Source organism: Paenibacillus rubinfantis (assembly GCF_001486505.1).
GTDB lineage: Bacteria > Bacillota > Bacilli > Paenibacillales > Paenibacillaceae > Fontibacillus > Fontibacillus rubinfantis.
In genome coordinates this window covers 1,488,965-1,507,539 of the sequence record NZ_LN909066.1, presented here as the reverse complement: position 1 = coordinate 1,507,539, position 18,575 = coordinate 1,488,965, and the positions used below count along the sequence as shown (strand labels likewise).

Genomic DNA, 18,575 nt, shown 5'->3' with positions numbered 1-18,575 from the left:
TTCCTGAAGGAGTGTGTCCCGTGTCTGAAGCATATAAGAAAGCCGGCGTCGATATCGCGGCCGGAAACGAAGCGGTTGAACGCATGAAAAAACACGTCAAACGGACGTTCCGCCCGGAAGTGATGACCGATTTGGGCGGCTTTGGCGCTTTGTTCGGGTTGAACAAGGACAAATATGCGGAGCCGGTGCTCGTGTCGGGAACGGATGGCGTGGGTACGAAGCTGAAAATCGCCTTTGCTATGGATAAGCATGATACGATCGGGATCGACGCGGTGGCGATGTGCGTGAACGATATCGTCGTCCAGGGGGCGGAGCCGCTCTTTTTCCTCGATTATCTGGCGTGCGATAAGGTTGTGCCGGAGAAAATCGAAGCGATCGTCGCCGGTATCGCGGAAGGCTGCAGCCAATCGGGCTGCGCGCTGATCGGCGGGGAGACCGCGGAGATGCCGGGGATGTACAGCGAAGGTGAATACGACATCGCCGGATTTACGGTGGGCGTCGTTGATAAGAGCAAAATTGTCAACGGCAGCCGCATCGCTCCCGGCGACACGGTAATTGGATTGGCGTCCAGCGGCGTGCACAGCAACGGTTTTTCGCTTGTACGCAAGCTGCTCTTGGAAGAAGCGGGTTACAAGTTAACCGACAAGCTGCCCGAGTTAGACGGGGCGGTTCTGGGCGACGTCCTGCTGACTCCAACCAAGCTGTATGTGAAGCCGGTGTTATCTCTCCTGGAGCAGGTGGATGTAAAAGGGATGGCTCATATTACGGGCGGCGGTTTTATCGAAAATATCCCACGCGTGCTGCCGGAAGGCGTAAACGTGGAAATCGCCTACGGCTCCTGGCCGATTTTGCCGATTTTCGAGCTGCTGCAACAGCGGGGGAACGTGAGCCAACGGGATATGTTCACGACGTTTAATATGGGGATCGGGTTAGTGATTGTTGTGGCGGAGGATCAGGCAGAAGCCGCAATTGCCGCTTTAAAGCAAGCAGGCGAAACGCCATATGTCATCGGTAAAGTGACCGAGGGACAACGGGCAGTGACTTTTGCGGGAGCGGACGTCTAATGGGCGCGAAATATCGGATTGCCGTGTTTGCCTCGGGCAACGGCAGCAATTTTCAGAATTTGCTCGATGCTACACAGGCGGGGGAGCTGGATGCCGAGATCGTGCTGCTCGTTTGCGACAAGCCGCAGGCTTTCGTCGTCGAACGGGCCCGTCGGGGAGGCGTCGAATGCTATCTTTTTGACCCGAAGGCCTATGCGTCTCGAGAGGATTATGAGGCTGAAATCGCCGTCGAGCTGGAGAAGCGCGGCGTCGATTTGGTGGTCCTGGCCGGTTACATGCGGCTGCTGACCTCCGTGCTGGTGGAGCCTTATGCGGGCAGAATGATCAATATTCATCCTTCCTTGCTGCCGGCTTTTCCGGGCAAAAACGCGATTGGTCAGGCCTGGGACTACGGCGTGAAGGTGACGGGAGTGACGGTGCATTTGGTCGATGGCGGAATGGACACCGGGTCAGTTATTGCCCAAACGGCGGTGGAAATTACGCCAGACGATACGCTGGATTCGCTTGAAGCAAAAATCCATTCGGCGGAACAGCGCTTATATCCGCAGGTCGTGTCGTGGTTCGCGAAAAACCGGGTGCGCGTGGAGGGCAGAAAAGTCACGATTCTGTCGGAATAGGAGTCGCCAATTTCCGCTTGGTTATAGGAGTTTTCGGGGATTTTAGGTTGAATGAAAGCACGTGCAGGGGTTTCGATATTTCCCGAGAAATATCGGGGGCATGATTCGCCAAAATAAAGGAGGAGCCGATTGTGAGTATGAAAAGAGCGCTCGTAAGCGTGTCGGATAAAACGGGGATCGTGGATTTTTGCCGCGAGCTGTCGCAACTGGGTGTGGAGATCATCTCGACAGGGGGCACAAAGAACCTGCTGGCGAAGGAAGGCGTACCGGTGATCGGGATTTCTGATGTCACCGGATTTCCGGAGATCCTCGACGGTCGCGTCAAAACGCTGCATCCTGCGGTTCATAGCGGGTTGTTGGCGGTACGGGACAGCGAGGAGCACCAAGCGCAGATGAAGGAGCTGGGGCTGGATTATATCGACCTGGTGGTCGTAAACCTGTACCCGTTCCAGGAAACCATCGCCAAGCCGGACGTCACTTATGAGGATGCGATTGAAAATATCGATATCGGCGGGCCAACCATGCTTCGTTCTGCCGCGAAAAACCATGCGTTCGTCAGCGTTGTTGTCGACGCCGCCGACTACGGGACGGTGCTGGACGAGGTGCGCGCGGGCGGGGATACGACATTGGAAACCCGCAAACGGCTTGCGGCCAAAGTTTTCCGCCATACGGCAGCTTATGATGCCCTGATTTCCGACTATTTGTCGAAGGTGACCGGCGATCCGCTGCCGGAACGTTACACGGTCACCTACGAGAAAATCCAAAACCTGCGTTACGGAGAAAACCCGCATCAAAAAGCGGCATTTTACCGCAAACCGCTGGCGGCTGCCGACACGCTGACTGGCGCAGAGCAGCTGCACGGGAAAGAGCTCTCTTACAATAACATCAACGATGCCAACGCGGCGCTGCAAATCGTCAAGGAATTTGACGAGCCGGCGGTCGTGGCGGTCAAGCATATGAATCCGTGCGGCGTCGGCGTGGGCACAAGCGTGCTCGAAGCCTATCAGAAGGCGTATGAAGCCGATCCAGTGTCGATCTTCGGCGGGATCGTTGCGGCCAACCGCATCGTTGATGCCGATACGGCGATGCTGCTAAAGGAGATATTCTTGGAGATTATTTTGGCGCCGGGCTTTACGGACGAAGCGCTGGAGATCCTCACGAAGAAGAAAAATATCCGCCTGTTGAAGCTTGGCGGCCTGGAACTGGGCGCAAAACGCAGCAGCCAGTTTGTCGTTACCTCGATTGACGGCGGGATGGTCGTGCAGGAGAGTGACGTGCACTCGCTGAAAGAGTCCGACCTGACGGTTGTGACGGACCGCAAGCCAACCGAAGCGGAGTTGAAGCAGCTGCTGTTCGGCTGGAAAGTCGTTAAGCATGTGAAGTCTAATGCGATCGTACTGGCGAAGGACGACATGACGATTGGCGTTGGCGCGGGGCAAATGAATCGCGTTGGCGCAGCCAAGATCGCCATCGAGCAGGCGGGCGACAAAGTGAAGGGCAGCGTGCTGGCTTCGGACGCCTTCTTTCCGATGGGCGATACGGTAGAAGCGGCTGCGAAGGCCGGGGTCACCGCGATCATCCAGCCGGGCGGCTCCGTGAAAGACGAGGAGTCGATCAAAGTCGCGAACGAATACGGGATCGCGATGGTCTTCACCGGCGTGCGTCATTTCAAGCACTAGGTTAGAGCCAAACGGCAGGACCGCTGCGGCGGCCTGCCGTTTTTTGGATATTCCGAGGATAGAACAGCACCTTTGGATGGCATCCCTACATTTGAGGTCCCTAAAACGAAGGAGGAGACGATGGATATTTTGGTGATTGGCGCCGGAGGGCGCGAGCATGCGATTTGCTGGAGTCTGGCGAAAAGCCCGAAGGCCGGGACGATTTATTGCGCGCCGGGGAACGCGGGCATCGGAGAAGTAGCCGAGCTGGTGCCGATTCAGGTGAATGAATTCGATAAGCTGGCGGCTTTTGCGGAGGAGAAGCAAGTGGGCTTGGTGGTTGTGGGTCCGGATGATCCGCTAGCGGACGGCATTGTGGATGTATTTGAGGCCAAGCACATTCCGGTCTTTGGTCCGCGCAAAAATGCCGCACATATCGAAGGCAGCAAAACTTTTATGAAGGATCTGTTGAAAAAATATAATATCCCCACCGCCGCCTACGAGAAATTCGACAACTACGAACAGGCGCTGCAATATTTACGGAGCCGTCCAGTGCCAATTGTTATTAAGGCGGACGGCCTTGCAGCGGGCAAAGGCGTAACGGTTGCCTTCACCCGTGAAGAGGCGGAAGCGGCATTGAAGAGCATTATGGTGGACAAGGTGTTCGGCGAGTCCGGCAGCCAGGTTGTAATCGAGGAGTTCCTTGAGGGGCAGGAGATGTCGATTCTGTCGTTTGTCGACGGGGAGACGGTCCGCCCGATGGCCGCGGCGCAAGACCACAAGCAGGTGTATGACGGCGACCAAGGTCCAAACACCGGGGGGATGGGCACGTACTCCCCGTTGCCGCATATCGCAGATTCGATGATCGAAGAGGCGATCGAAACGATCATCAAACCTACCGCCAAGGCGATGGTCGCCGAAGGTCGGCCGTTCCGCGGCGTGTTGTTCGCCGGGTTGATGATCACACCGGACGGGAAGCCGAAGACGATCGAATTTAACGCGCGTTTTGGCGATCCGGAAACCCAGGTCGTCCTGCCTCGGCTAAAAAGCGATCTGCTCGACATTTTCCTCGCTGCGGTAAACGGCACGTTGGATCAAGCGGAGATCGAGTGGAGCGAGGAGGCGGCGGTTTGCGTCGTATTGGCTTCCGGCGGCTATCCAGCTTCCTATCCAAAAGGCTTGCCGATCGGTGGTCTAAAGGAGGCCCGGGCTGCGGGTGCGTTGGTGTTTCACGCCGGCACGGCCAAAAACGAAGCAGGAGAGCTCGTGACGAATGGCGGCCGAGTGCTTGGCGTTGTTGGCCTCGGCCAATCGATTGCCGAAGCTCGGGACAAAGCTTATGAGGCGGCGGAATGCATCGCGTTTGAAGGCAAGCATCAACGGACGGATATCGCGGCGAAAGCGCTGATTTAAGAGTGGGCGTGTCGCCTGCCAAGGATAATCCGCTACCGATTCGCGCATGTTAAGGGAGAATGGGGATTTATTTTCAAGTTCCCCGCAATTCTCTATCGGGAGGCGGCATCATCATGAGCGACAAAATGAAGGAAATGCTACCGGTCTCACGGGAAGAAGTGGAAGTCGACGGCGTTTATCGGGATGAGCTGGGACGTGAGGAATATTTGCAAAAAGGCGAGGAGTTCCCTTCCGATCCGGTATACGGCACGATGGAATGGGAACTGAGCGAGCTGTCCCAAGAGACCAACTCTAAAGGTCATACCGACGACCGTTTAATCCCGAAGAAAAAGTAGCTTAAGGTGTTAGAACGCCCTTCCGAGCCGGGAGCAATTGCCTGCATGGAGGGGCGTTTGCCTGCTGACATACGAAAAAACTTGAACCGGAGGCGGTTTCAGGTGTAACTTTATTAGAATGAGAGAACTAGTAAAGCGAGGAGAAATAGATGAATCAGGCGGAACGACAAACGGTAGGCATGGAAGACATCGTAAAGGCGCATCATGTACTGAAGGAAGTGGTCATTCGAACGCCGTTGCAGCTCGATGCGACGTTATCGGCCAAATACGAATGCAACGTCTATCTTAAAAGAGAGGATCTACAGGTCGTACGCTCCTTCAAGCTCCGCGGGGCGTATAACATGATCCGCAGTCTGCAGCCGGAGGATCTGGAGCGGGGGATTGTGTGCGCAAGCGCCGGGAACCATGCGCAGGGTGTGGCTTTTTCCTGTAATGCCTTAGGGATTCAAGGGAAGATCTATATGCCTAGCACAACGCCGAACCAGAAGGTGAAGCAGGTCAAAAGATTTGGCGGCGCGCACGTAGAGGTCGTTCTGATCGGCGACACTTACGATGATGCCTACGCGGAAGCGATGAAGGCTTGCCGGGAAGGCGGCAGTACGTTCATTCATCCGTTTGACGATCCGAAAATTGTGGCCGGTAACGGGACGATAGGCATGGAGATTATGGAAAGCCTAACCGCACCGGCGGATTACGTCTTTGTGACCATCGGCGGCGGCGGGTTGGTTTCGGGCATTGGGACGTACCTGAAAACGGTGAGCCCGGAGACGAAGATCATCGGTGTGGAGCCGTCCGGGGCGGCATCCATGACAGAAGCCTTAAAGCGGAAGCAGGTCGTCACATTGGAGTCGATCGATAAATTCGTTGACGGGGCCGCGGTAAAGCGGGTAGGCGACTTAAATTACGAGATATGCGCAAGCCTCCTGGACGACATCGTCAAGGTTCCGGAAGGCAAAGCGTGCACGACCATTTTGGAGCTCTATAACGACAGCGCCATTGTCGTAGAACCGGCAGGGGCGCTGCCTGTCTCGGCGCTCGATATGTACCGGGACCAAATCCGCGGGAAAACGGTGGTTTGTGTCATCAGCGGGGGGAACAACGATATCGACCGGATGCAGGAAATGAAGGAGCGGTCGCTGATCTACGAAGGGTTGAAGCACTACTTCCTGATCAACTTCCCACAACGCGCCGGCGCGCTCCGCGAGTTCCTGGAAGAAGTCCTGGGGCCCAACGACGACATCGCGCGGTTCGAGTACACGAAAAAGCACAATAAGGAGAATGGCCCGGCTTTGGTTGGCATCGAGCTAAGCGATAAAGCCGATTATGAAGCGCTGGTTGGACGGATGACCGCTAAAGGCATCGCGTTTACCGAGCTCAATCGGGATCTGAATTTGTTTAATTTGCTGATTTGAGGTTTATAGCGAAAAACAGGATGAGGGAAGCTCTCTTCGACTGCGGTCGGGGAGGGCTTTTTTTGTGCTGGCCTCCCGCTCACACGTGTGTAACGGACCTGAGAGACGTTATTTGCGGGAAGCGAGTCCGCTTCGCTTTCTAACGGACCTGAGAGACGTTATTTGGCTGCAAATAGCGGTCGGAGTGTCCGTTTTGCCCCAATAAGGTCATTTAGGTCCGTTAGCTTGGGAAATAACGCGGGAAATCGCAAATAACGGTTCTACGGTCCGTTAGGGAAGCGGATGCTAGCATCCGTTCCCCGATGGGCGGGACGGGACCGAAGGAATGGGGCGGGATGAAAATCAGGCTTTACAATACCAACTCACTAGTGTACTATTTAACTATGACACTGATACATTGAGGGAGTGAATGAAGTGAACGTGCGGAATCAAGTGGATGAGAAGCATCAAGCGAACGTGAAACACCAACTGGCTGAGAAGCATCAAGTGGATGTGCAACATCAATCTGTGCAACAGGGAGCGGCTAAGGCGAACCTGCCGGGACGGGAACCGATCGTATTGTCGGTACAGCAGGTGACGAAGAGCATAGGAAACAAGCGGCTTGTCGATAAGTTGACTTTTGATATTCGACGGGGGGAAATCGTGGGTCTGCTGGGACCCAACGGGGCCGGGAAAACGACAACGATCCGGATGATCGTAGGTCTGATCGGCATGACGGAGGGCGATGTCCAGGTAAAAGGGATCAGCATCCGAAAGCATTTCACCCAAGCGATTGCTCATGTGGGTGCGATTATCGAGAACCCGGAGTTTTATCCGTATATGACGGGCTACGATAACTTGAAGCAATATGCGCGAATGAGCGAGGGGATCACAGAAGAGCGGATTCAGGAGGTCACTCGGCTGGTTGGCTTGGAAAAGGCGATGAACAAACGTGTTAAAGCTTATTCGCTGGGCATGCGTCAGCGCCTGGGGATCGCGCAGGCTTTATTGCATCGGCCGTCGATCCTCATTCTCGATGAGCCGACAAACGGGCTGGATCCTGCAGGGATCCGGGAAATGCGCGATTACCTGAAACGCATCGCCTCCGAAGAGGGAATCGCTGTCCTCGTGTCCAGCCACCTGCTGGCCGAGATGGAGTTGATGTGCAGCCGCGTAGTTGTCATTCAGGAAGGGAAGTTCGTGACCGAACGCACCTTGGGTGAAGGGGCAGAGAAGGCGGAGGAGCGGGTAAACGTGACGTTCCGGGTCGGCGATGCGGAAGCGGCGAAAGCCAGACTCGTTCGGATGGAGGAGATTCGCCTGCTGGGGTTGTCCGCAGAACGGGGAGAAGTGACGATCTCAGTGCGCGACAGCTACATCCCACGCGTGGTTGGCGCGCTGGGCGGCGAGGGCATCGCCATTTACCGGATCGAGGAAGTCAAAGCGTCGCTGGAAGACGAATTCTTGAAATGGACGGGAGGAAACCAAATTGCGTAGTTTTACCAAGCTTGTCGTCAACGAATGGCTGAAGATGTCCAAGAAACGCAGCTTTATCGTCCCCTTTGCGTTGATTACCGCGTTTATCGCCGGGATGCTTTATATGATGTTCAACTATTCGGAGCAGTCGCCGGCGTACCTGGAGTTCGCCATGATGGCGATCTCCCGGAACGGCTTGGGCCAAATGATCACCTTGCTTATCATTATCTGTACGGCGGGAATTGTGGCGAAGGAGCATAGTCTCGGGACGATCAAACTGCTGCTGATTCGGTCGAAAAGCCGCAGCCAAATTTTGGCTTCCAAATACGTAGCCGTGCTGCTGTTCACTCTGTCGAGCTTCGTCTTTACGCTTGCGGTTGCTTTGCTGGGCGGAGGGTTGGTCTTTGGCTTCGGCGGCTTATCGGAAACCAGCTGGAGCGATGTCTTCAGCCACACCTTGTACCAACTCATTTATACGGTGGTCTACGTTACGATTGCTTTCCTTGCGAGCATCCTAACGCGTTCGTCGGGAGCAACGATCGGCATTGGCATGTTCCTCGTGGTGCTGGAGGAATTGGTGGTCGCCTTGCTCTCGCGCTATGAATTCACGAAATACCTCATCTTCGCTAACGCCGATCTGTCGGTATATGTGAATGGCCAGCCGCCGATGCCGGGCATGTCGATGTCCTTCTCCGCCGTGGTCATCGCCGCCTATTTAGTCTTGTTTCTCGCAGTCAGCTTTGTTACGTTTAAAAAACGGGATGTCGCTTAACCTGTTGCCATCGCCAAACAGCGACATACGGCGGAAAGGAGCCAAGGATTGTGAGCATCGAATTCGATAATAATCTGCCGATTTATCTGCAAATCATGAACTACTTAAAACGGGAAATCGTCACCGGCAGATTGAAGGCTGGCGATAAAATTCCATCGGTCCGCGAACTCGCGGCCGAGCTGCAAATCAACCCGAATACCGTACAGCGGACTTTTCAGGAATTGGAGCGTGAAGCCGTCGTGGAAACGAAACGCGGACTCGGAAGATATGTGACAAGTGAGGAATCGAAAATTATGACCATCAAAAAAGAAATGGCCGGCGAGCTGCTAGACCGTTTTATCGGGGGCATGCAGGAGCTGGGCTTTAGCAATCAGGATATTGCGGCGCTTGTTTCGGACGCCATCAATACGGAGAATCGACCTTAGAGAGGAGGGCACATCAATGGAACAGTTATTGGAAGTGCAGGGGGTATCGAAATCCTATGGCAGCAAAAAAGCGCTGCACGGCGTGTCCCTCGGCATCGGCAAAGGGAAGATCGTGGGCCTGCTCGGCACAAACGGCAGCGGCAAAAGCACGCTGATGAAAATCGCAGCCGGCCTCATCCATCCTTCCGGCGGCAAGGTAGCGGTGGACGGAATCCCGGTGGGCCTGGCAACAAGGTCGTTGGTTTCCTTCATGCCGGATCGTCCGTTAACGGAATCATGGATGAAGGTGCGGGACGCGATTGGATTTTATCGGGATTTCTACCCGGATTTCGACGAGCAGAAGGCCGGCATGATGCTGGACTTTATGAATCTGCATGAAAAGGATAAAATCAACGCCTTGTCGAAGGGCATGAACGAGCGGCTGCAACTCACGTTAACGTTATCGCGAAACGCCAAGCTGTATCTGCTCGACGAGCCGATCGGCGGGGTGGACCCCGTGGCCCGGGCTAAAATTTTGGACGCCATCGTAGAGTTTTACAATGAGGAGAGCAGCCTGGTGATCTCCACCCACCTGGTTCGGGATATCGAGCGGATTTTTGATGAGGTCATCTTCATTCGCGGCGGCGAGGTCGTCATGCAGGAGGAAGTGGAGAACTTGCGGATTCGCTATGGCAAAAGCGTCGATGACATGTTCAGAGAGGTGTTCGCGGAATGATGAAACTGTTGAAGTACGATATCAAACAAAACGCTAATACCGTGCTGGGGCTTGCTGCCGTCTTGGTGATCGTGCAAGGGCTGCTGTCGATTACGGGAAACCTTCGCCAATGGGACGGAGAGGCAATTTTCGCCTTAACCCTCATTCTTTATCTGGCGGCCGCCATCATCCTGATCGTTCAGGCGTGTAAAACGTATGCCTACAATATCAAGGCTTACCATCGCCGGTTGCTTCCGTTACATCCGGTGTGGACGATCCTGTCCTCGCTGCTGTTCAGCTGGCTGGTGGCGCTGATGATCACGGTGATTGTCGTGATTCATACGGCGGCATACTTTTCACTGGCGAGGATTCCCATTGATTTTGTGAGTATCAAGTTGGAGGGCCTGAAGGATATCTTGTTTATGATTTTGGCTATCATCTGGGTGTATACGCTGATGATCCTAACGATTTTTATGTCCATAACGATTGGAGCGAGCGTGAGCATTCAGGGGAAAGCCGGAACGTGGGTGGGCATTATCTCTTTCTTTGTGATCCAAACCGGAATTTCCTGGCTGGAAGGCTTGATCTTTGGAGGCAAAGAGAGCTCGCTGTTGAATTTCGGAACGATTCAATTTGGAACGTCGGAGGAAATCCGCACGGGGACGGCGGAGGCGTCGAATATTTTCCCCCTGGGGCCGGTCCTGTTTGAGGTGGTCTTCGCGGTTCTGATGGTTTATGCGATCTCTTATTTGCTTAGCAAACGGGTGCAAATTTAGCTCCCGCGAAAAAACCGCAGAGGCCGAACCTTCCTTACTGGAAGACGGCTTCTGCGGTTTTTTGTTTGTTTTAATTCTTCGATCGGCGTCCAAAAAAGAAGATTTGTCCGGCTAGCCCCACAGCAAATAGAATCAGGCTGTCCCAGGGAGATACGGTGAAGGCCGGCATGATCCGGTTCAGCAGGGTGCCAACGATGATCAGTGCAGCCGCAACTGCGATATAGGTGCCGAAAGCACGCAGGTTGAAGCCGCGGGGACCGGCACCGGTGGGAGCTCCTGCACGGGGGGGCCCGGAATCGACCTTGCTCTCCGTGGATTTATTGCTGTTGTCCAAGAAACGGGTGACCAGCTCGATGAGTACGATCGACAGGCCGGCGATCATCAACAATGAGGAGCTGCTGATTTGCGTATATTCCAGCTCCCCGCCAAACCATTTGCTGAGGAAGCCGGTGATCATATAAATAAAGAAGACCCAGGTTAGGGCTACCCAGGGGATCATCGTATAGTATTTGATTTTATCCTTCAGCGTGCGGGGCTTCCGCGTCTGTACGTCCTCCGCCAGCTCCGCGCAATAGGCCTTCGGATCGGCTCCGAACCTGTCCTCCGCCGTGACCCCCTTGGCTTGGTTCTTAACGATTTGCCGAGCCAGATCCAGCAGGATTTCTTCCCCTTTGGCTTCACTAAGCGAGCTTGCGCCGGAACGGAAGTACAAGACCATCTCCCCGAAATACGCTTCATTCTCCGGCGTCATTTGCTGCCGCAGCCGTTTGGTTTCGCCGATCATTTCGTGGATGTACATGGTAGTATCTCTCCTCCCAGTTTCTTCCGTAGTATACTGCATAGATTGTCCGATTCGCAAGGGACCATGGCAGGGCTGGTTACGCAGAGGAACGGAACTAATGGATTATGAACATTCCTTGAACTAGGAATAAAAAGCGTCTCTCCCTCCAAAAACTACAGCATAAGCAAATCGGCAGGCGCCGGCGACAAGGCTGCATTCAATGTCGGGAGCGGCCTGTACACTAACGTTGCGGGAGGCAGAGCCAGTGGGAAAATATGAATCGGAGCTGACCCGGAGGTATTTGCTGAACAGCAACTCTCGGGGCAGCCTGGAAGAAGTCGTGACGAATGATACCGCCGCAGATGGCGGCAGCTTGTGCGGAGATGACGAGGCCTGCGACGAAGGTCATATGGGCAATCACCAGTTTATGAAGCAGTGGGAAGGCCGGGTCACGACCCATGAATATTTCCGGCAATCTTACGAGTAAGGCTTAAAGGCTTCCCTGTAGCGATCTGATTGACACCCCGGTGCCGGTAGTGATAAGATAAGTTTAATTCATATTAAACTTATCGGATTTAGATGGATAAATCATTACCGGAGTACGGGGAGGAGACGGGGAGATGGAAAGACAGATCGTCATCAATCATGGAGAAGAACAGCTTGCGGCCAGCATACATTACCCGGCCGAGAATAAACAAGGGGGGAGCTGCAATCGCGCTCCCCTAGTCGTCATCTGCCACGGCTTCGTTGGCAGCCGGATCGGGGTGGACCGTCTGTTCGTCAAGACGGCGAGGGAGCTCGCGGCGGACGGCTTCCTCGTGCTCCGGTTCGATTACCTCGGCTGCGGCGAGAGCAGTGGAAGTTACGGCGAACACGGCGTAGAGTCGATGATCGCCCAAACCCGGGCGGTGCTGGATTACGGGCTTGGGGCGTTCGATATCGATCCGACGCGGGTGTCCCTGATCGGGCATAGCCTCGGCGGGATGATCGCGCTCTTAACCGCCATCCGCGACCGGCGTGTCAAGAACCTTGTCTTATGGTCGGCCGTAGGGTATCCGTTCAACGACATCGTGAAAATTACCGGTCGCGAGTTATACGACCGGGCGGTGAAGCAGGGGAACGCGGATTATCTGGGCTATGGACTAACACCCAAGTTCTTTGATTCGCTGGGCGAATTTCAACCTTTCCAGGAAGCGATCAAATTTACCGGAGACGTCTTTGTGGTGCATGGCACCTCTGATGATACGATTCCGGCGGATTATGCCTTCCTGTATCAGAAGGTTTTCTGGATGCGTCCGGAAGGGCGTTGCGATAAGGAGATTATTTTCCAGGGGAATCACACGTTTTCATCCGGCGAGCATCAGCATCAGGTCATTCGGAAAACGAAGGAATGGCTCGGCGGCCTGGAGGCGAAGCAAATCGAGTGGCAGCATTGGATGATCTAGTGCAGGGGAAGGTTAGCCGCCAATCCAGCGGATACACAAAAACTGGTAAAATCCTTCGGGGATGGATACAATGAAGGTGTAACCATTTTTTGGCGTAGGGGGGTTTGGGAGCTGATGTCTCAGCCTGCATTGTTTATTGCACACGGATCGCCTACATTGGCTATCGAGCAAAACGCATATACGGACTTTCTTCGCCAACTCGGCCAAGAAACGCTGAAACCGCCCAATGCCGTTGTGATTTTTTCTGCCCACTGGGAGGATCCGGTACAATGGGTCTCGACTGATACGACACATCCAACGATGCATGATTTCTATGGTTTTCCGGAAGAAATGTACGCGATCGAATATCCAGCTCCGGGCAGTCCCGAGCTCAGCGGAGAAATTGAGGCGATCTTTCGGGCTCATAATCTGCCTTACAGGCCATCGGCGGGCAGAGGACTAGATCACGGGGCTTGGGTCGTCTTGAAGCGGTTATTTCCCTCTGCAGATATCCCGGTAGTTGCTTTATCCGTGGATGCCAAACGCGAACCCGAAGAACAATACGCTATCGGCAAAATGCTGGCGGAGCTGCGGCATCAGAACATCCTGGTGATCGGCAGCGGCGGACTGGTGCACAATCTCCGACTGTTGGATGGGGATGCTAGGGAACCGGCTCCATGGGCTGTTGAATTTGACGATTGGATCGGCGAGCAGCTGCAGAGCTGGGACTTGCGGCAGTTGTTTGACTACGACCGCAAAGCTCCGCATGTCCGTATGGCGATCCCGTCCTATGGAAGGGAGCATTTCGTTCCGCTGCTCTACGCGATGGGGGCGGCAGACGACGAGCGGCGGGCCGTAAAGCTGTTTCAGGATTATCAGTACGGAAGCCTGAGCTTGAATTGCTGGAGATTTGGCGGCTAACGAAGCTGTGCCGGTCAACCTAATAAATAAAGCGCAGAACCCACCAATAGGGCCTGCGCTTTTTGCTCGTTAAGTTCTATTAACGTCGACGCCCAAAGTTCCTGCGGAAGTAGGGTTGGATGAGGTAATCCAAACCGATCCGTCCGGCATTGGTGCCGGCCACGACGATAAAGATTTGGAGCAGAAGCAAGAGCGGGTTCGTGCTTACGGTACCTGAGAATAAGAAGGCGAAATTCATGACCATACCAAAGAAGGCAGCCAGCCAAGTGAAGGCGCCAAGGATGAGCCCAAGGCCGACGAGAACTTCACCATAAGGAACCAGAATATTAAACAAGCTGACGTTTGGTACAGCAAAATGCTCGAGAAACGAAGCCCACCAGCTTTGGACGGCCGGATGCTCGCCGCCGCTCTTCGCCAAGGCCCCCGACAGAAATCCAGCGGCATCAAACCCGCCGGTCACCTTCTCCCATCCGGAGGTCAACCACTCGTAACCTACGTAAAGTCTTACCAATAAGAGAAGCCAGGAAGCAATCGCGCTCTCCCTTAACCATTTTACGATCATCTCTTCATCTCCTTTCCGCTAAGGCGGTGACAATGTTCCATCTTTTTCGTGGAATTTTTCTCCTGTTCCTTAGTATTCATATTAGAGGGACAATTTAAAACAATCAATTATTATTTAAAATTTTATTCATTAAATGGCCTTCGTGAGGTTTCGGCTTCCCCCGGATTGGCGATTCAACGTATAATGTAGAAAACTCAGGATTTTTGACGGAGGAACATGCCTTTGAAATCATCTAAATTAGGTTGGCTGCTGCTCGTATCATTACTCGTCGTTATGCTCTCCGCCTGCGGGAAGGAAGGACAAGCGGTTCCGCCCGCGGAAGGAATTGCCCCGCCGGAATCGGTGGTCCCGGAGGAGACCGTTCCGCCCGAACCGGAGGTTCCCGCTTATACGGCTCCGTTGACCGGACTGCCGCTGGAGGAGCCGGTGACTCGCAGGCCGCTCGCCATCATGATCAACAATGCGCCGGCGGCCCGCCCGCAATCGGGCTTGATCGACGCGGACGTCGTTTACGAGGTACTGGCCGAAGGTGGGGTCACGCGGCTGGTATCAATCTTCCATAGCCAGGCGGATAACGCCAAGATTGGCCCGATCCGCAGCATTCGCCCGTATATGATCGATTTGGGCGAGAGCTACCATGGCGTGCTGGTGCATGCCGGTGCGAGCAATGACGCCTTTGCGATTCTGCAAAGACAACATAAAGAGGATCTGGACGAGATCACAAACGCCGGCTCCTACTTCTGGCGAGACAAGTCCCGGAAGGCGCCGCACAATTTGTATTCCAATGTGGAGAAGCTGTTGGAGGGCGCGGCAAAACGCGGGTTTGCAACGGAGGATAAAACGGTGCCTTCGTATGTTTTTTACAAGAATAACGAACATCCCGATTCGCTGGAAACCGCGAACCGGGTGGAGATTAAATTCCAATTGGACAGCTACCGGGTGGGTTATGAATACGATCCGGCGTCTGGGCTCTACAAGCGGTCCATCAATGGCGAGCCGCATACCGACCTGGAGACCGGAGAACAATTAACCGCCGCGAATGTGATTGTGATGGGGGCGGACCATCGGGTGCTGGATGATGTAGGCCGCCTGGAGGTTGGGCTGTCGCTCGGCGGGGAAGCGGTGTTGTTCCAGCAGGGCAAGGTGATCCGGGCCGATTGGATCCGCAAGGAAGGCGATATCATCCGTTTTATCAAAGATAACGTGGAGCTGCCGATGGTGCCGGGGCAGACCTTTATTCACGTCGTTCCGAATACCCCGGATTTCAGCAGTCATGTAAAGGCGGAGTAAAGCGAAGATAGGCAGATCTTGTATTTTTAGGGCGATAGAAGGATAAGTCTGACAGATTAAGGGGAAATATAAGCCCATGATCGTGAAATGTTTGCGACATTATTTCCTATCTGTTAAACAGTTGTGATAAGATATTCAAGGTTGTGTAAAACCAACCGTAAGAACTACCTTATGGAGAGAAAAGGGGATAGGGATACTGATGCGAGTGAAGAAGAAAGATATCTTTTTCCAGACGTTAGAGGATATGGCGGATACGATCGTCCATTCGGCGGATTATTTCGCTCAACAGGTTGCGGATTTCAAGGACGTTGAGGCTTTCGCCAAGAAAATGAAGGAATTCGAGTCCAAGTGCGACGAGTACACCCATACGATTATCGTGGAATTAAACAAGACGTTCATTACCCCCATTGAACGTGACGACATCATGCATCTGATCACGGCGTTGGACGATGTGATTGACGGATTGGAAGCCACGACTTCTCGGTTCTTCATGTACCATTTGAGCGAGCCGGACGAATACATCGCCCGCTTTGCGGAAATCCTGCGCAACTCGGCTTACGAAATTCAGAAAGCGATTCATTTGCTGTCCCAGAAGAAGCTGCTCCCGATTCGCGAGTACACCATTCGTCTGAACGACCTGGAGAATCAAGGCGACGAGCTGCTGCGCATTTGCATCAAGGAGCTGTTCATGAAGGTCACGGATCCAATCGAGTTGATTAAGAAGAAAGAGATCTACGAACGGTTAGAAACGACGACCGATGCCTGCGAGAAGGTAGCCAACATGCTGGAATCCATCATCATGCGTAATTCTTAAGAACTTCACTATATATTTGATATTCAGGAGGTTGGAATTGCGCGGATTTACATATAGAGAACACCATCTGTGCAAAAAAAGCTATGGATACGAGTTTACTGATTATACTTATCGTTATCGTACTGGCGCTGGCGTTTGACTTCATTAACGGGTTCCATGATACGGCCAATGCGATCGCGACCTCGGTATCGACGCGCGCGCTGAAGCCGCGGACGGCAATTATGATGGCGGCTGTGATGAACTTCCTCGGCGCTATCCTGTTTACCGGCGTCGCCAAGACGATCGGGGGCAGCGTGGCCGATCCGGCGAAGCTGGATAATGGTCTGGAGGTCTTGATCGCTACCCTGCTGTCGGCAATCATTTGGAACTTAATTACGTGGTGGTTTGGGATCCCGTCGTCTTCGTCCCATGCCCTGATCGGCTCTTTGGCCGGGGCCGTCTATGTTGGCGCAGGACCGGACAAGCTGAACTGGAGCGGGTTTACGACGATCGTTGAAGGGCTGGTTTTCTCCCCGGTGATCGCTTTTGTCATCGGTTATATTGTCATGTTAATTTTGAAATGGATCTTCGCCAGACGTAGTCCGCATACCGTCAATAAAGGCTTCCGTTCCATGCAGATCATTACTGCCGCGCTGCAAAGCTTCACGCACGGTACCAATGATGCGCAGAAAGCCATGGGGATTATCACGTTTGCCCTGGTAACCGCCGACTTTCAGGATCATATGGAAGTGCCGCTATGGGTGAAGCTGGCCGCAGCAACGGCGATGGCGCTCGGAACGTCCATCGGCGGCTGGAAGATCATCAAGACGATGGGAACGAAAATTTTCAAAATCGAGCCGATCAACGGCTTTGCCGCGGATATCTCCGCCGCTTCGGTTATTTTCGGGGCGACGTTGTTCCATCTGCCGGTCAGCACAACGCATGCGATTACTTCAGCGATCCTCGGTGTAGGTTCCGCCAAACGGTTCTCCGCTGTCCGCTGGTCGATGGCCGGGCGCATCGTTATCGCCTGGGTCATTACGATTCCAATTGTGTTCGTCATGGCCGGAGCGATTTACAAACTCCTGTTTTAGAGAGGTTTAGAGAGGGAGTCCAACAAGCTGCATTTGACGGAATATCGATTGAAAGCCAATCTGCTGAGGATTGGCTTTTTTTGGGAGGTGGCGTCCTATGATTAGGATCATGGGGATGACGCGGGATCATCAGGTTCTCACCGATCTCCCGCTGGAGCAGATTCACGAGGAGCGGTTCGTATGGACTTGGGTCGACCTGGATGAACCTACGCCGGAGGAGACCGAGGTGCTGGCGAATTTTTTTCATTTCCACCCGCTGGCGATCGAAGATTGCTTGCATATCCTGCAACGGCCGAAAATGGACTATTATGACGATTTTCAATTTCTGGTGTTGCATGCCATCGACGAGCGAACGTTGGATACCGTGGAAGTGGATTTGTTTATCGGGGATAACTGCCTGGTCTCGTTCCACCAGCGGCAGCTGAACGAAATGGATGAAGCGTGGAGCAATATGCTAAAGAGAGCCCATGACCGCAAGGTCTGGGTGCATGGGCCGTATTCGGCAGCTTACATGGTGATCGACAGCCTGGTAGATCATTATTTTCCTTGCGTCTATTCAATTGAAGATGAGCTTGATGCGCTGGAGGGGAAGGGCAGCAGTGAATCGGTTGAGCAGCTGATGAACCAGGTATTCGATCTGCGCAGCCGGCTGCTCAAGCTGCGGCGGACGATCGTACCGATGCGGGACCTGATGTACCGCATCCTGAATTCACAGCATGTCCAAGGGGACAAGGAGCCGCGTGCGTATTACTCGGACATCTATGACCATTTGCTCAAACTGTCGGAAATGATCGATGCCGACCGGGAAATGACCGCGGATTTACGCGACTCCTATATTTCGCTGAATTCCAATCGGATGAACGGGATCATGAAGACGCTGACGGTGATTACCACCGTCTTTATGCCGCTGACTCTGATCGCCGGAATTTACGGAATGAACTTCGTTAATATGCCGGAGCTAAAGTGGGATTACGGGTATTTTGCCGTCATCGGCCTGATGGCGGCGTTGGGCGGTTGGATGATTCTCTGGTTCAGCAAACGGGGCTGGTTCAAGTAAGCCGAGCGGCGGCCGTGCCTCGGCAGCAAGCA

General features: G+C 53.9%; 20 protein-coding genes. 18 read left to right on the top strand and 2 right to left on the bottom strand.

Annotation, left to right across the window (positions count from 1 at the left end; genetic code table 11):
* The first annotated feature begins 20 nt into the window (after positions 1–20).
* The 11 genes from purM to BN3277_RS24295 all read left to right on the top strand — a co-directional run bounded on the left by purM (position 21) and on the right by BN3277_RS24295 (position 10,621).
* Positions 21–1,064 (top strand): phosphoribosylformylglycinamidine cyclo-ligase, encoded by a 1,044-nt coding sequence (gene purM / locus BN3277_RS24345; RefSeq protein ID WP_059047141.1) that lies wholly within the window; start codon positions 21–23, stop codon positions 1,062–1,064.
* A complete protein-coding gene (gene purN / locus BN3277_RS24340) occupies positions 1,064–1,681 on the top strand; it encodes a phosphoribosylglycinamide formyltransferase (protein WP_059047139.1) in 618 nt (205 codons plus the stop codon). Before purM ends, purN begins: the two co-directional genes overlap by 1 nt.
* Before the next feature lie 131 nt (positions 1,682–1,812).
* Positions 1,813–3,360 (top strand): bifunctional phosphoribosylaminoimidazolecarboxamide formyltransferase/IMP cyclohydrolase, encoded by a 1,548-nt coding sequence (gene purH, locus BN3277_RS24335; protein ID WP_059047137.1) that lies wholly within the window; start codon positions 1,813–1,815, stop codon positions 3,358–3,360.
* A gap of 120 nt (positions 3,361–3,480) precedes the next feature.
* Entirely contained in the window at positions 3,481–4,752 is a 1,272-nt protein-coding gene (purD, locus tag BN3277_RS24330) for a phosphoribosylamine--glycine ligase (RefSeq protein WP_059047135.1), read from the top strand.
* A 113-nt stretch (positions 4,753–4,865) separates the two neighbouring features.
* Positions 4,866–5,087, top strand: a complete 222-nt coding sequence (locus tag BN3277_RS24325) for a hypothetical protein (protein WP_059047132.1) — start codon at positions 4,866–4,868, stop codon at positions 5,085–5,087.
* Positions 5,088–5,236: 149 nt separating this feature from the next.
* Positions 5,237–6,499, top strand: a complete 1,263-nt coding sequence (gene ilvA, locus BN3277_RS24320) for a threonine ammonia-lyase IlvA (RefSeq protein ID WP_059047130.1) — start codon at positions 5,237–5,239, stop codon at positions 6,497–6,499.
* A 534-nt stretch (positions 6,500–7,033) separates the two neighbouring features.
* Entirely contained in the window at positions 7,034–7,975 is a 942-nt protein-coding gene (locus BN3277_RS24315) for an ABC transporter ATP-binding protein (RefSeq protein ID WP_089153406.1), read from the top strand.
* Positions 7,968–8,726 (top strand): ABC transporter permease, encoded by a 759-nt coding sequence (locus BN3277_RS24310; protein WP_059047128.1) that lies wholly within the window; start codon positions 7,968–7,970, stop codon positions 8,724–8,726. Before BN3277_RS24315 ends, BN3277_RS24310 begins: the two co-directional genes overlap by 8 nt.
* A 50-nt stretch (positions 8,727–8,776) precedes the next feature.
* A complete protein-coding gene (locus BN3277_RS24305) occupies positions 8,777–9,151 on the top strand; it encodes a GntR family transcriptional regulator (RefSeq protein ID WP_059047126.1) in 375 nt (124 codons plus the stop codon).
* Positions 9,152–9,167: 16 nt separating this feature from the next.
* On the top strand, positions 9,168–9,866 hold the full coding sequence (locus tag BN3277_RS24300) for an ABC transporter ATP-binding protein (RefSeq protein WP_059047124.1): 699 nt from the start codon (positions 9,168–9,170) through the stop codon (positions 9,864–9,866).
* Positions 9,863–10,621: a hypothetical protein gene (locus tag BN3277_RS24295; protein WP_059047122.1), complete on the top strand. Its 759-nt coding sequence runs from the start codon at positions 9,863–9,865 to the stop codon at positions 10,619–10,621. The genes BN3277_RS24300 and BN3277_RS24295 overlap by 4 nt, the downstream gene beginning before the upstream one ends.
* Positions 10,622–10,691: 70 nt before the next feature.
* Here BN3277_RS24295 and BN3277_RS24290 read toward each other — a convergent pair whose 3' ends face one another.
* Entirely contained in the window at positions 10,692–11,420 is a 729-nt protein-coding gene (locus tag BN3277_RS24290) for a DUF1129 family protein (RefSeq protein ID WP_059047120.1), read from the bottom strand.
* Positions 11,421–11,667: 247 nt separating this feature from the next.
* On the opposite strand from BN3277_RS24290, the gene BN3277_RS24285 reads away from it, so the two are divergent.
* The 3 genes from BN3277_RS24285 to BN3277_RS24275 all read left to right on the top strand — a co-directional run bounded on the left by BN3277_RS24285 (position 11,668) and on the right by BN3277_RS24275 (position 13,747).
* Positions 11,668–11,889 (top strand): hypothetical protein, encoded by a 222-nt coding sequence (locus BN3277_RS24285; protein WP_059047118.1) that lies wholly within the window; start codon positions 11,668–11,670, stop codon positions 11,887–11,889.
* 133 nt (positions 11,890–12,022) lie between these two features.
* Positions 12,023–12,847, top strand: a complete 825-nt coding sequence (locus tag BN3277_RS24280; RefSeq protein ID WP_059047116.1) for an alpha/beta hydrolase — start codon at positions 12,023–12,025, stop codon at positions 12,845–12,847.
* A gap of 114 nt (positions 12,848–12,961) precedes the next feature.
* Complete coding sequence (locus tag BN3277_RS24275; protein ID WP_059047114.1) at positions 12,962–13,747, top strand: DODA-type extradiol aromatic ring-opening family dioxygenase; 786 nt, start codon at positions 12,962–12,964, stop codon at positions 13,745–13,747.
* A 79-nt stretch (positions 13,748–13,826) separates the two neighbouring features.
* Here the strand turns inward: BN3277_RS24275 and BN3277_RS24270 are convergent, their stop codons facing one another.
* Positions 13,827–14,309: a DoxX family protein gene (locus BN3277_RS24270; RefSeq protein WP_059047112.1), complete on the bottom strand. Its 483-nt coding sequence runs from the start codon at positions 14,307–14,309 to the stop codon at positions 13,827–13,829.
* Between the two features lie 216 nt (positions 14,310–14,525).
* Here BN3277_RS24270 and BN3277_RS24265 point away from each other — a divergent pair, with 216 nt between their 5' ends.
* From BN3277_RS24265 to corA, 4 genes are all read left to right on the top strand, one after another.
* Positions 14,526–15,599 (top strand): DUF3048 domain-containing protein, encoded by a 1,074-nt coding sequence (locus tag BN3277_RS24265; protein WP_059047110.1) that lies wholly within the window; start codon positions 14,526–14,528, stop codon positions 15,597–15,599.
* Between the two features lie 199 nt (positions 15,600–15,798).
* Positions 15,799–16,413 (top strand): DUF47 domain-containing protein, encoded by a 615-nt coding sequence (locus tag BN3277_RS24260; protein ID WP_059047108.1) that lies wholly within the window; start codon positions 15,799–15,801, stop codon positions 16,411–16,413.
* A gap of 83 nt (positions 16,414–16,496) precedes the next feature.
* The gene (locus tag BN3277_RS24255) at positions 16,497–17,486 is read left to right on the top strand and encodes an inorganic phosphate transporter (protein ID WP_059047106.1); all 990 of its coding nucleotides are present in this window, start codon (positions 16,497–16,499) and stop codon (positions 17,484–17,486) included.
* A 97-nt stretch (positions 17,487–17,583) separates the two neighbouring features.
* The gene (gene corA, locus BN3277_RS24250; protein ID WP_059047104.1) at positions 17,584–18,543 is read left to right on the top strand and encodes a magnesium/cobalt transporter CorA; all 960 of its coding nucleotides are present in this window, start codon (positions 17,584–17,586) and stop codon (positions 18,541–18,543) included.
* Positions 18,544–18,575 lie beyond the last annotated feature (32 nt).

Bases quoted from the DNA above. Each gene is read 5' to 3' on its own strand.
- purN (WP_059047139.1), top strand. From the start codon at position 1,064: ATGGGCGCGAAATATCGGATTGCCGTGTTTGCCTCGGGCAACGGCAGC.
- purD (WP_059047135.1), top strand. From the start codon at position 3,481: ATGGATATTTTGGTGATTGGCGCCGGAGGGCGCGAGCATGCGATTTGC.
- BN3277_RS24325 (WP_059047132.1), top strand. From the start codon at position 4,866: ATGAGCGACAAAATGAAGGAAATGCTACCGGTCTCACGGGAAGAAGTG.
- ilvA (WP_059047130.1), top strand. From the start codon at position 5,237: ATGAATCAGGCGGAACGACAAACGGTAGGCATGGAAGACATCGTAAAG.
- BN3277_RS24300 (WP_059047124.1), top strand. From the start codon at position 9,168: ATGGAACAGTTATTGGAAGTGCAGGGGGTATCGAAATCCTATGGCAGC.
- BN3277_RS24295 (WP_059047122.1), top strand. From the start codon at position 9,863: ATGATGAAACTGTTGAAGTACGATATCAAACAAAACGCTAATACCGTG.
- BN3277_RS24290 (WP_059047120.1), bottom strand. From the start codon at position 11,420: ATGTACATCCACGAAATGATCGGCGAAACCAAACGGCTGCGGCAGCAA.
- BN3277_RS24280 (WP_059047116.1), top strand. From the start codon at position 12,023: ATGGAAAGACAGATCGTCATCAATCATGGAGAAGAACAGCTTGCGGCC.
- BN3277_RS24275 (WP_059047114.1), top strand. From the start codon at position 12,962: ATGTCTCAGCCTGCATTGTTTATTGCACACGGATCGCCTACATTGGCT.
- BN3277_RS24270 (WP_059047112.1), bottom strand. From the start codon at position 14,309: ATGATCGTAAAATGGTTAAGGGAGAGCGCGATTGCTTCCTGGCTTCTC.
- BN3277_RS24265 (WP_059047110.1), top strand. From the start codon at position 14,526: ATGCCTTTGAAATCATCTAAATTAGGTTGGCTGCTGCTCGTATCATTA.
- BN3277_RS24260 (WP_059047108.1), top strand. From the start codon at position 15,799: ATGCGAGTGAAGAAGAAAGATATCTTTTTCCAGACGTTAGAGGATATG.
- BN3277_RS24255 (WP_059047106.1), top strand. From the start codon at position 16,497: ATGGATACGAGTTTACTGATTATACTTATCGTTATCGTACTGGCGCTG.
- corA (WP_059047104.1), top strand. From the start codon at position 17,584: ATGATTAGGATCATGGGGATGACGCGGGATCATCAGGTTCTCACCGAT.